At 76.0% G+C, this 11,907-nt stretch carries 10 protein-coding genes; 6 read left to right on the top strand and 4 right to left on the bottom strand.

Translation table 11 applies throughout. The features are described 5' to 3' along the window. Positions 1-69: 69 nt before the first annotated feature. The 5 genes from ACFCZN_RS19050 (at position 70) to ACFCZN_RS19070 (ending at position 6,481) form a co-directional block, all read left to right on the top strand. Positions 70-1,092, top strand: coding sequence for a 3-oxoacyl-ACP synthase III (locus ACFCZN_RS19050; RefSeq protein WP_430557793.1), 1,023 nt, complete (start codon positions 70-72; stop codon positions 1,090-1,092). 5 nt (positions 1,093-1,097) lie between these two features. Further along, the gene (locus ACFCZN_RS19055; RefSeq protein WP_430557794.1) at positions 1,098-3,764 is read left to right on the top strand and encodes an alpha/beta fold hydrolase; all 2,667 of its coding nucleotides are present in this window, start codon (positions 1,098-1,100) and stop codon (positions 3,762-3,764) included. Then, positions 3,761-4,774 (top strand): NAD-dependent epimerase/dehydratase family protein, encoded by a 1,014-nt coding sequence (locus tag ACFCZN_RS19060; RefSeq protein WP_430557795.1) that lies wholly within the window; start codon positions 3,761-3,763, stop codon positions 4,772-4,774. Before ACFCZN_RS19055 ends, ACFCZN_RS19060 begins: the two co-directional genes overlap by 4 nt. Positions 4,775-4,913: 139 nt before the next feature. Next, on the top strand, positions 4,914-6,185 hold the full coding sequence (locus tag ACFCZN_RS19065; RefSeq protein WP_429765358.1) for an inorganic phosphate transporter: 1,272 nt from the start codon (positions 4,914-4,916) through the stop codon (positions 6,183-6,185). Next, positions 6,182-6,481: a hypothetical protein gene (locus ACFCZN_RS19070; RefSeq protein WP_430557796.1), complete on the top strand. Its 300-nt coding sequence runs from the start codon at positions 6,182-6,184 to the stop codon at positions 6,479-6,481. The genes ACFCZN_RS19065 and ACFCZN_RS19070 overlap by 4 nt, the downstream gene beginning before the upstream one ends. Positions 6,482-6,563: 82 nt before the next feature. Here ACFCZN_RS19070 and ACFCZN_RS19075 read toward each other — a convergent pair whose 3' ends face one another. The 4 genes from ACFCZN_RS19075 to ACFCZN_RS19090 form a co-directional block, all read right to left on the bottom strand. Continuing rightward, positions 6,564-7,451, bottom strand: coding sequence for a CHAD domain-containing protein (locus ACFCZN_RS19075; protein WP_430557797.1), 888 nt, complete (start codon positions 7,449-7,451; stop codon positions 6,564-6,566). 241 nt (positions 7,452-7,692) lie between these two features. Beyond that, positions 7,693-8,961, bottom strand: a complete 1,269-nt coding sequence (locus ACFCZN_RS19080) for a glycoside hydrolase family 3 N-terminal domain-containing protein (RefSeq protein ID WP_430557798.1) — start codon at positions 8,959-8,961, stop codon at positions 7,693-7,695. Next, entirely contained in the window at positions 8,958-9,422 is a 465-nt protein-coding gene (locus tag ACFCZN_RS19085) for an SRPBCC family protein (RefSeq protein WP_429765366.1), read from the bottom strand. The genes ACFCZN_RS19080 and ACFCZN_RS19085 overlap by 4 nt, the downstream gene beginning before the upstream one ends. Before the next feature lie 39 nt (positions 9,423-9,461). Beyond that, complete coding sequence (locus ACFCZN_RS19090; protein WP_430557799.1) at positions 9,462-10,373, bottom strand: winged helix-turn-helix transcriptional regulator; 912 nt, start codon at positions 10,371-10,373, stop codon at positions 9,462-9,464. A gap of 143 nt (positions 10,374-10,516) precedes the next feature. Between ACFCZN_RS19090 and ACFCZN_RS19095 the strand changes: the two genes are divergently transcribed. Then, positions 10,517-11,785, top strand: a complete 1,269-nt coding sequence (locus ACFCZN_RS19095) for an MFS transporter (RefSeq protein ID WP_430557800.1) — start codon at positions 10,517-10,519, stop codon at positions 11,783-11,785. Positions 11,786-11,907: the final 122 nt, after the last annotated feature.

Consider the following 11,907-nt stretch of genomic DNA (forward strand, 5'->3'; position numbering starts at 1 on the left):
CGCGACCCCGCCAACTCGTCGCTGAGCCGGCTCCGTGCGCTCGCGCACGACCGGTCGTCTGGAGCTCGTGTGTCAGGAAACGCCACCACCAGGTTCGCAGGGGTCTCCCTGCTGGCCGTGACCAGCAGGATCCCGGCCGGGGTGCGGACCTCGGCCGCCGTGCAGCAGCGGCTCGCCCCCGCGCTCCGCCGGCTGCGGCTCCCCACCACGCTGCTGGAGCGCGTCGCCGGCGTGCGTGAGCGGCGCGCCTGGGCCGCCGACGAGGACGTCGACGACGCGACCGTCGCCGCCGGGCGCGAGGCGCTCACCGTCGCGGGCGTCGAGCCCGCCGACGTCGGCCTGCTCATCAACACGTCCGTGACGCGCCGGCACCTCGAGCCGTCCGTCGCGGTGCGGCTGCACCACGGGCTCGGGCTGCCGTCGTCGGCCGTGAACTTCGACGTCGCCAACGCCTGCCTGGGCTTCATCAACGGCATGAGCCTCGCCGCCGGGATGATCGAGTCCGGCCAGGTCCGGTACGCCGTCGTGGTGGACGGCGAGGACGCCGACGTCATCCACGACCGCACCATCGAGCGGCTCCTGCAGGAGGACCGCGGCCGCGACGACTTCATGCAGGAGTTCGCCTCGCTCACCCTCGGCTCCGGCTCCGCCGCTGCCGTGCTGGGGCGGACGGACGAGCATCCGGAGGGCCACCGCGTCCTCGGCGGCGTCACGCGCGCCGCGACGCAGTTCCACGACCTGTGCGTCGGCAGCACCGAGGGCATGTTCACCGACGCGAAGGCGCTGCTCGAGGGCGGCCTCGAGCTCGTCGTCGACGCCTGGAAGGACGCGGTCGCCGACTGGGACTGGGCGCGCATGGATCGCTACGTCACCCACCAGGTGTCGCGCGTGCACACCGACGCCATCGTCGAGGCCGTCGGCCTGGACCGGGCCAAGGTGCCCACCACGTACGAGCGGCTGGGGAACGTCGGGCCCGCGTCCGTCCCCATCACCCTCGTGGAGCAGCAGGACTCGCTGAGCGCCGGCGACCGCGTGCTGCTCATGGGCGTCGGGTCCGGCATCAACACGGCGATGCTGGAGCTCGCGTGGTGACGGGCGTGCCCGCCCCGACCCCCCGCCCCGCCGACACCGTGCCGCCGGGCCTGCCCGGCCTCGACCCGCGCCACAGCCACGTGCTCACCGACGCGCGCGGCGCGTCGTGGCACTACCTCGACAACGGGCCCGAGCTGGCCGCGCGCGGGCACGAGCCCGTCGGCACCGTGCTCGCCGTGCACGGCAACCCCACCTGGTCGTACCTGTGGCGGCGGCTCGTCGCCGACGCGCTGGACGCCGCGGACGCCGGCGCGCCCGCCTGGCGCGTCGTCGCCGTCGACCAGCTCGAGATGGGCCTGTCCCAGCGCTCCGGCGAGCACCGGCCGCTCGCCCGCCGCGTCGCCGACCTCGGCGCTTTCACCGACGCGCTCGGCCTGACGGGGCCGGTCGTGACGCTCGGCCACGACTGGGGCGGCGTCGTCTCGCTCGGCTGGGCCGTCGACCACCCCGACCTGCTCGCCGGCGTCGCGCTGCTCAACACCGCCGTGCACCAGCCCGACGACGCGCCGGTGCCCGCGCCGCTGCGCCTCGCGCTCGCCGGGCCCGTGCACCGCCTCGGCACGCGCACCACCCGCGCCTTCCTGGAGACGACGCTGTCGCTGGCCCGTCCGCGGCTGGCCGCCGACGTCGCCGCGGCCTACCGCCTGCCCTACCTCGCCGCCCACGAGCGCGACGGCATCGAGGGTTTCGTCGCCGACATCCCCACAAGCGCCGCGCACCCCAGCGCGGCCGAGCTGGACCGCATCGCCGCCGGCGTCGCCCGGCTCACCGTGCCTGCCGTCCTGCTGTGGGGGCCGCACGACCCGATCTTCTCCGACCGGTACCTCGACGACCTCGTGCGCCGCCTGCCGCACGCGCACGTGCACCGGTTCGCCGAGGCTGGTCATCTCATCGCCGAGGACGTCGACTGGGCTCCTTCGGTGTTGTCGTGGCTGTCCTCGCTGTCGGCGGAGGTCCCCGACCCCTCCGCCTCGAGCATCACCCCGCCGCCCGCTTCGTCGGACGACTCCACGACACCGTTCGTGCCGCTGTGGGCGGCGTTGGACGCGCGGGCCGACGACGACGCGGCGGCCGTGCTGGACATGACGGCCTCCACGACGGCGGACGGCGCGGACGGGCGTCCGTTCACGGCGAGCTGGCGGGCGCTGGACCGGCAGGTGCGGCGCATCGCCGCCGGGCTGCACGGCATCGGCGTGCGGCGGTGCGACCGGGTGTCGCTGCTGGTGGAGCCGGGCCCGACGCTGACGGCGCTGGTGTACGCGTGCCTGCGGATCGGGGCCGTCGTGGTGGTGGCCGACGCCGGGCTGGGCGTGCGCGGGCTGACGCGGGCGCAGCGGGGGGCGTGGCCGCGGTTCGTGGTCGCGCAGCGCAAGGGCCTGGCCGCGGCGCGGGCGCTGGGCTGGCCGGGGGTGCGGATCTCGGCCGAGCCGCTGGCGCCCACCGTGCGTCGGATTCTCGGGGTGACGCACGAGCTGGTCGACGTCGCCCGGGCGGGCGAGGGGCGCCCGCTGCCGCCGGAGCCCGGCCCGCACGACGAGGCCGCCGTGCTGTTCACGTCGGGCTCGACCGGCCCGGCCAAGGGCGTCGTCTACCGGCACGCCGAGCTGTCGGAGCTGCGCGACGCGCTCGCCGCGCACTTCGACGTCGGGCCCGAGACGGGCCTCGTCACCGGGTTCGCTCCGTTCGCCCTGCTGGGGCCGGCGCTCGGCACGCGGTCGGTGACGCCGGTGATGGACGTGTCGTCGCCCGCGACGCTCACCGCGCGGGCCGTCGCCGACGCCGTGACGGCGTCCGACGCGCGCATCGTCTTCCTGTCCCCGGCGGCGATCCTCAACGTCGTCGACACCGCCGACGCGCTCGACGACGCCGACCGGGCGGCCCTCGCCCGGGTGCGGACCTTCCTGTCGACGGGCGCGCCGATCTCGGCGGAGCTGCTCGGCTCGGCGGCGGCGCTCATGCCGGCGGCGACCCCGCACACCCCGTACGGGATGACGGAGTGCCTCCTCGTCACGGACATCACGCTCGAGGGGATCCGGGACGCGGCCACGGCGCCGGACGCCGGCGTCTGCGTGGGCCGGCCCGTCGGCGGCGGCGAGGTGCTGGTCAGCGCGCTCGACGACGACGGCGACGCGACCGGCGCGCCGTCCGCGGACCCGGGCGTGCTGGGCGAGGTGCTGGTGCGCGCCGGTCACCTCAAGGAGCGCTACGACCGCCTCTGGCTCACCGACGTGGCCGCCGAGCGCGACACCCCGCCGGGTCGCTGGCACCGCACGGGCGACGTCGGGCACCTGGACGACCAGGGTCGCCTGTGGATCGAGGGGCGTCTCGCGCACGTGCTGCGCACCGCCGACGGGCCGCTGGCGCCCGTGGGCCCCGAGCAGCACGTGGAGCGGGTGCCCGCCGTGCGGCGCGCCGCCGTCGTCGGCGTCGGGCCCGCGGGGGTGCACCAGGCGGTCGCCGTCGTCGAGACCACCAGCACCACGCGCCGCCCCGGCCTCGCGCCGGACGACCTCGCCGCCGCCGCGCGGGCCGCGTCGTCGGTGCCGTTGGCCGCCGTGCTGGCGGTGCCGCGCATGCCCACCGACGTGCGGCACAACTCCAAGGTCGACCGCACCCGGCTGGCGAGGTGGGCTGACGGGGTGCTCACCGGCGGACGGGTGGGGCAGCCGTGACCGTGCTCGTGACCGGCGCGTCCGGGCTGCTCGGCGGCGCGGTGACCCGCGCCCTTGTGGCCAGGGGGGACGACGTGCGCACCCTGCAGCGGCGCCCGTCCGGCGTCGACGGAGCGGCCGACGTGCTCGGTTCCGTCACCGACCCGGAGGTCGTCGCGCGGGCCGTCGAGGGGGCCGACGCCGTCGTGCACCTCGCCGCCAAGGTGTCCCTCGCGGGGGCGCCCGCCGAGTTCCACGAGGTGAACGTGGGCGGCACGCGCACCCTGCTGGACGCCGCCGAGCGCGCGGGCGTGCGCCGGTTCGTGCAGGTGTCGTCGCCGTCGGTCGCGCACCTGGGGACGTCGCTCGTCGGGGCCCCGGCCACCCCCGCCGACCCCGAGGGCGCGCGCGGCGACTACGCGCGGACCAAGGCCGCCGCCGAGGTGCTCGCGCTGGGGCGCGACGCCGGCGGTGCCCGAGGCGGCGGGCCGCGGGTCGTCGCCGTCCGGCCGCACATCGTCTGGGGGCCGGGGGACACGCAGCTCGTGGAGCGCGTCGTCGACCGCGCCGCCCACGGCCGTCTCCCGCTTCTGGGCCACGGCGCGGCCCTCATCGACACGCTCTACGTGGACAACGCCGCGGACGGCATCCTCGCCGCCCTCGACCGCCTCGGCGACGCGCCCGACGTCGTCGGCGGACGGGCGTACGTGCTCACCAACGGCGAGCCGCGCACCGTCGCCGACCTGCTGTCCGGCATCTGCCGGGCCGCGGGCGCCCGCCCGCCCGCGTGGCGGGTGCCGGCCGGCCTGGCACGGGCGGCCGGCGGCCTGGTCGAGGCCCTGTGGCGGGTGCGTCCCGGCGCCGACGAGCCGCCGATGACGCGCTTCCTCGCCGAGCAGCTGTCCACCGCGCACTGGTTCGACCAGCGGGCCACCCACCGCGACCTGCGCTGGGTCCCGGCGGTGACCGTCGACGAGGGGCTGCGCCGCCTGGCGGCGCACTACGGGGGCTCCGCGCCGCCCCTGCCGTAGCTCTCGCGGAGGCCGTCCGCCACGCGCGAGCACGACACGCCGCCGTCAGATGAACAACAGGTGAACAGTCCCGGAACAGTTCACCGAACGGCCCACCGGCGGTCGAAAACGCTCAGGTTCACCCCCCACGATGGGTGCCGTGACCGAGACGCTTCTGCTCGCGCTCGTCGTCGTGACCGCACTCGCCTTCGACTTCACGAACGGGTTCCACGACACGGGCAACGCGATGGCCACCTCCATCGCCACCCGAGCCCTCAAGCCCCGGACCGCCGTCGCGCTGTCCGCCGTCCTCAACCTCGTCGGCGCCTTCCTCTCCCTCGCCGTCGCCGCCACGATCGCCAAGGGCATCGTCGACGCCGGGGTGATCACCCTGCCCGTCGTCCTCGCCGGCCTGGTCGGCGGCATCGTCTGGAACCTCATCACCTGGCTGTTCGGCATCCCGTCCAGCTCCTCGCACGCCCTCGTGGGCGGCATGGTGGGCGCCGTGCTCGCCGCCGTCGGCACGTCGGGCGTGCTGTGGGAGGGCGTGATCTCCAAGGTGCTCGTGCCCGCCCTCATCGCCCCCGTGGTCGCCATCGCGGTGGCCGGCGTGGGCACGTGGCTCGTGGCCCGCCTGACCCGCGGCGTGCCGCAGGACGTGACGAACCGCGGCTTCCGCTGGGGCCAGATCGGCTCCGCCTCGCTCGTCTCCCTGGCGCACGGCACCAACGACGCGCAGAAGTCGATGGGCATCATCCTGCTCGCGCTCATCGCGGGCGGCGCCGTGCCGGCCGACTCCGGCGTCCCGTTCTGGGTCATCCTGTCCTGCGCCCTCGCGATGGCGGTCGGCACCTACCTGGGCGGCTGGCGGGTCATCCGCACCCTCGGCAAGGGCCTCGTCGAGATCGACACCCGCCAGGGCATGGCCGCCGAGACGTCGTCCGCCGCCGTCATCCTGCTGTCCAGCCACTTCGGCTTCTCGCTCTCGACGACGCACGTCGCCACCGGCTCCGTGCTCGGCTCGGGCGTCGGCATGCCGGGCGCGAAGGTCCGCTGGAGCGTCGCGGGCCGCATGTTCGTGGCCTGGATGGTCACCCTCCCCGCGGCCGGCCTGGTCGGCGCGCTGTGCCACTGGCTGGAGTCGTCCATCGGCGGCGCCGCCGGCACGATCGCCGTCTTCGTGCTGCTGGTCGTGGCGTCCGCGGCGATCTGGGTCGCCTCGCGGCGCAAGCCCGTCGACCACACCAACGTCAACGAGGCCTGGGACGAGGAGAAGGGCGCGTCCGTCGAGCCCGTCGCCGCCACCACCGGCGAGGCCGGCGGCGAGCGCGTCGGGCCCGTGCCCGCCGTCGCCACCGCCTCGTCCGTCGCGCCGGCCGTCGCCGCCGTGGGCACCGTCAGCGCCCCGTCCAACCCGAAGGTGGGAGCATGAACTTCATCGAGTGGGGCTCGCTCGGCCAGGTCCTCGTGGCCGGCCTGATCGTCGGCGCAGGCATCCCCGCGCTCTTCGCGCTCGGGCTGCGGCTGCTGGCCGGTACGACGCCGGCCGACGCGTCGGGCGGTCCGGTCGCCCCGTCGTCCTCCGACGCGAACGACGCCCCGACGTCGCGCGCCGTCGCCATCCCGCGCCCGTCGCCGGCCCGCCTCGCGGGCGCCATCGCCTGCATGGGCGTCGTCGTCGGGGCCATCGCCTTCGGGCTGGTCTTCCTGGTCTCCGGCGGCCACTGACCGACCTGCCTTCGAGCACGCGATCCGTCGCACCATCCGACCTGATGGCGCGACGGATCGCGTGCTCGGCCGCGTTTCCGGCTCAGCGGACGGCGGCAGCCGCGGCGGCGAGGGCCTGCGCGGCACGGTCGTCGCCGAGCCGCTCGCACGCGTCGACCGCCGCGGCGGTGCGCGGCTCGCGCAGCGCCGCCAGGGTCGCGCGCAGCACGTCGGCGTCGTGCACGGTGCCCAGCAGGTCCTGCAGCTCGCGGTGGCGCGCGACGACGTCGTCGGCCCAGCGGTCGGTGGCGCGGTCGCCGGACGTCGCGAGCACCTCGGCGGCGTAGCGCGCCCGGCGGACCGCCTTGCGCAGACGGTGCACGACGTCGGGCGGCGGCCGGTCGCCCGTCCCCGGACCCCGCCAGGCGGCGACCGGCCCGGCGTGCCGTCCCACCCGTCCCAGCTCGCGCACGACTGCGGGGCGCAGGGTCGTCGCCGCGGCCTCCCCGGACCGGTCGGTCAGCGGAGGCGCCGTGACGAGCGCGTCGAGCCGCGCGGTGAGGTCCCGGCACCGGGCCGACGCGAGCGCCGCCGTCACCTCCGCCCGGGCGGCGGCGTCGGCCGCGACCAGCGCGCCGTCGAGCGTCGCCAGACCCGCGAGCACCTCGGGCGAGGGCCGCTCGAGGCCCGCGGCGAGCTCCGCCAGGCCCGTCCGCCGCACCTCGGCGTCGCGCGCCGCGCCGAGGGTGCGCACCCACCAGGTGAGGGCCCCGACCGTGCCCGGCTCGGGGGCCGTGCCGTCCCGGAAGACTCGCAGCGTGGCGCGCAGCCGCCGGACCGCCACGCGGGCGTCGTGCACCGCGTCGGGCGCGTCGTCCGGCGCACCCGGTGCCCGGGCCGCGGCCGTCCGCACGTCGTCGTGCCCGCGCAGGATCGTCTCCGCGTGGGCGCGGATCGCGGCGCCGAGGGCGTCGCCGGCGGTGCGGGTCATGCTCGATCCTCGCCCGGCGAGGCTCCCGCCGCGCGAGGTCAGGCGCGCACGGCGCCGACGGCGCAGCCCGCCGAGGTAGTACCGGGGGCCGCCGAGGTAGTACCGGAACGGGCGAGGTAGTGCACCCTTGCGTGAGGTAGTCAGATTCCACCCGGGCGGTACTACCTCGCCGCGTTCGGTACTACCTCGCCGCGTTCGGTACTACCTCGGCAGCCCGGGGACTACCTCGCGGAGCCTGGTACTACCTCGGCGGGAGGGTGGCGGCCTTGGCGGCCAGCACCCGGCGGGCGGAGGCGTCGACCTTCTTCGCGAAGTCCGGGTCCTTGCGGGCCTTCGCGACCAGGGCGTCCGCCATCGCGGGCGCGACGGACGGGTCCGCGGACGCGAGCACCAGGTCCACGCCTGCGTCGACGGCGTCCACCGCCCGCTCGCCGGGCGAGCGGTCCTGCACCTGGGCGGCGGCCGACACGTCGTCCGTCATGACGACGCCGTCGAACCCCAGGTCGCCGCGCAGGACGTCCTCCACGACGACGGGGGAGAACACGGCGGGCTCGTCCGGGTCGATGCGCTCGTAGACGGCGCTCGACATCATCACGTAGCGGGCGCCCGCCTCGATCCCCCGGGCGAAGACGCGCACGGACGCGTCGTCGCGGGTGGTGACGTCGTCCGTCACGCGGGAGTCGGTGTCGGTGTTCTGCGTGACGCGGCCGAGGCCCGGGAAGTGCTTGATCACGGGCTCGACGCCGGCGGCCCGCTGGCCCGCGCCGAACGCGTTCGCGGAGCGCACCACGGACTTCGGCGTGTAGCCGTAGTTCCGGCCGAAGTAGCCGATGGGCGGGTTGTCCGCGGCGGCGTCCTCGTCGACCAGGTCCATCACGGGCGCCAGGTTGAGGTTGACGCCCGCGGCGGCGAGCTCGTCGCCCCAGCCCTCGGCGCGGTCCTGCAGCGTGGCGGGCTTCCACGTGGCCTGCTCGGTGGCCTTGGGGATCTCGGAGAAGCCCCGGCCCCGCAGCACCTGGACGAGGCCGCCCTCCTGGTCGGTGGCCACGAGCAGCGGCGTGGCGTGCGTCGAGCGGCGGGACACGAGGCCGGTGTACTCGTCGACCAGCTCGCGGGTCGCCTCCGCACCGGCCGTGCTGCGCCCGTGCAGGAACACGTTGCCCACGTGCTTGTCGCGGACCGACTCGGCGCTCACGGCGGCCGGGTCGCTCACCGACACCCCGACCATGAGCAGCTGGCCCACCTTCTGCTCGAGGGTCCAGCCCGCGAGCACGTCGTCGGGCGTCGGGGTGCCGGTGGGCTCGGGGGCGGGGGACGTCGTCGCGCTCGGGGACGCGGTCGTCGGGCTCGAGGACGGGCGGGGTGAGCTCGACGGCGAGCCCTCCGAGGCGGAGGATGCCGGGCCGGGCGACGGCTCGCTGCCCGCGCCGGAGCACGCGGCGAGGAGGACGACGACGAGCGTCGTGGCGAGCGAGGCGGCGACGGCCCGTGCGGGCCGACCGCGGGTCACGCGCGTCGGGCAGGTGCACCGTCGCGGTGGGCGAGGGTCGCGAGCGCGTCCTGCCAGTGCGCCTGCGAGTTCGTCGCGTGCTGGGCCGTGTCGATGTTCTCCTGCCTCACGGACACGACCGTACCCGTCTCGTCCGGTTCGAGCGCAATGCGAATCTCGTGGTAGTTGTCCTCGACGTCCGCGAGCTCGGCCAGGGGGGAGAAGTGCGTGAAGTGCAGCAGGCGCGGGCGCTCGACGGCGATCACCACGCCCTTGTCGGCGAACTGACGGCCGAAGAAGTGGCCCTCGAACGTGATCGGGCTGCCCGGCCGGAAGTCCGTCTCGATGTTCGCGCCGAGCATCCAGCGCGCGCCGGGGTGCATGAGCTCGGCCCACACCCGCTCGGGCGGCTGGGTCACGTGGATCGACGCCTCGGCCACGTGCGGGTAGCGGTGCTCCGACGTGCTGGTGGGGCTGGTCATGGTGGGGGTTCCTTCCGCCGGCTCCGGTTGGTTCCGACCCTAGCGCCGGGCCCTCGCCGCCGCCGTCCCCGACGGCGTCGTGGCCGCGAGCCCGCGCACGAGGGCGAGCACGTCGTCGACCGACTGGGCGGGGTCGGTCACCGGCGCCTGCACGTGCCGGACGACGCCGGCCGGGTCCACCAGGAGCGTGACGCGCTTGAGCCGGTCGGAGCCGCCGGCGCGGAACACGGGCAGCCGCAGGGCGGACGCGGCCAGCCCGTCCTGGTCCGACGCGAGCAGGTAGGGCAGCTCGGCGTGGGCGGCGAACGCGGCCTGCTGCTCGGGGTGCTGCGTGCTCACGCCGAGCACCCGTGCGCCGGCAGCCTCGAGGTCGGCGTGCCGGCGGCCGTAGGTGACGCACTCGAGCGTGCAGCCGGCAGTGCCGGGCACCTCGCCCCAGCGCGGCGGGTAGCCGTGGGTGCCGGGGGCGTACGCGCCGGGGAAGAAGAACAGCGCGGTCCACCGGTCGGGGTCCACGAGCCGCACGGTGGAGCCGTCGTGCGCCGTGAGCGCGACGTCGGGCACGTGCGTGCCCTCGAGCGCGCGCGCCCGTGCGAGGTCGCCGTCGCCCAGCGCGCCGCTGACCTCGCCGTCGCCCATGACGAACCGCGTGCCCCACTCCTGCAGCGCCAGCAGCATGGGGAGCAGGCCCTCGCCCCGGGCGGTGAGCCGGTAGTCGTGGCGCGGCGGGCGCTCGGAGTACGGCACCTTCTCCAGGACGCCGTGCTCGACGAGCCCGCCGAGCCGCTCGGTGAGCGCGCGGCGGGACAGCCCGAGCTCGCGGTCGAAGCCCTCGAACCGGGTGACGCCGGCGGCCGCCTCGCGCACGATCAGCAGGCTCTGCCAGTCGCCGACGACGCCGAGGGACTGCGCGATGCCGCAGGAGCTGTCGGCAAGGTCCTCGCGGCGCATGGGGCACATCCTCTCGCCGGGCCGGGGTGTGCGTCCATCCCGCGCCGTGGGGTAAGTTCCAATTTGGAACTTACCAACGACGACGTGGCCCCGCCTTGTTCCCGGCGGGCCCCGCGGAGTCTCATCGACGAGGAGGTGGCCCGGTGGCCACGAGTGCACGGCCGTTCTGGACCTACTGGGCCGCGAGCACCACCAGCGGCGTCGGCACCGCCGTCACGACCGTCGCGCTGCCGCTGGCCGCGGTGACCGTGCTGGACGCCGGCCCGGTCGAGACGGGCCTGCTGGCCGCGTCGTCGTACCTCGCCTGGGTGGTGCTCGGCCTGCCCGCCGGCGCGATCGTGCACCGGCTGCCGCTGCGCGCCACGCAGGTGGGGGCCGACCTGGCGCGCGCCGCCGCGATCCTCGCCGTCCCGCTGGTCTGGTGGCTCGGGGAGCTCTCGTTGGTCCACCTCGTGCTGGCGGCGCTCGCGGTCAACGTGGCCGAGGTGTTCTTCTTCACCGCCAACACGACCTTCCTGCCGACGGTGGTGCCGAAGCACGAGCTGACCAGCCGCAACAGCCTCGTCTCGGGCACGCAGGCCGCCACGCAGCTCGGCGGGCCGTCGGTGGCGGGACTGCTCGTGCAGGCCGTGGGTGCCGTGCCCGCGCTGCTGGTCGACGCCGTGTCGTACGTGGTGTCGGCCCTGCTGCTGCGGCGGCTGCCCGAGCGTCACGAGCCCGCCCTCGGCGACGGGCAGGCGCGGCCCGGGATGGGGCAGATGATCGCGGAGGGCTGGCGGTTCGTGGTGCGGCACCCGGTGATCGCGCCCGCCACCTGGTGGGCGTGCGTCGTCAACCTCGTGTGCGGCGTGCAGGCCGGGCTGTTCGCGCTCTACCTGGTGCGCGACCTCGACGCCCCGCCCGCGATGGTGGGCGTGCTGCTCGCCGCCGACGGCGTGGGGTCGCTGCTCGCGGCGGCCGCCACGCCGTGGCTCGTGCGGCGCTTCGGGTCCGCGCGGGTGCTGCTGCTCGACGGGCTGGTCGGGTTCGCCGGCGCGCTGCTGGTCCCGCTCGGCGCCGGCGCCGCGGGGTGGCTCTGCTTCGCCGTCGGCACGATGGTCTTCGGGGCGTCCGTGGTGCCGGGGAGCGTCGTGACGCGCACCTACCGGCAGGTCGCGAGCCCGCCCGAGCTGCTCTCGCGGGTGATGGCGACCGTACGGTTCGTCTCCTGGAGCATGATCCCGCTCGGGTCGCTCGCGGCCGGCGTGCTCGCCGCGCACGTGGGCAGCCGAGCCGTGCTGCTCGGCTCCGCGTTCGTGCTGCTGCTCGGGCCCGTCATCGTGGGCCTCAGCCCCGTGCGGAGGCTGCGGAACCTGGAGGACCACGACGCAGCGGCCCACGACCGGCCGGTCGCTACCCCGGCGTCCCGCTGACCGTCCCGGTCGGAACGGCAGTTCTGGCTCGGGGGGGGAGGTTGAAGTGCCGCGGCAAAACCGAAACGGCGCTGTGTACCGGCGGAGGGGTCGGCGGGCGCCATGAAAGACGAGTGGGCAGG

It is taken from the genome of Isoptericola sp. NPDC056134 (assembly GCF_042264825.1).
Lineage (GTDB): Bacteria > Actinomycetota > Actinomycetes > Actinomycetales > Cellulomonadaceae > Isoptericola > Isoptericola nanjingensis.

What these genes read in the sequence shown, in the direction of transcription:
- ACFCZN_RS19070 (WP_430557796.1), top strand. Translation starts at nt 6,182, where the DNA reads ATGAACTTCATCGAGTGGGGCTCGCTCGGCCAGGTCCTCGTGGCCGGC.
- ACFCZN_RS19075 (WP_430557797.1), bottom strand. Translation starts at nt 7,451, where the DNA reads ATGACCCGCACCGCCGGCGACGCCCTCGGCGCCGCGATCCGCGCCCAC.
- ACFCZN_RS19085 (WP_429765366.1), bottom strand. Translation starts at nt 9,422, where the DNA reads ATGACCAGCCCCACCAGCACGTCGGAGCACCGCTACCCGCACGTGGCC.
- ACFCZN_RS19090 (WP_430557799.1), bottom strand. Translation starts at nt 10,373, where the DNA reads ATGCGCCGCGAGGACCTTGCCGACAGCTCCTGCGGCATCGCGCAGTCC.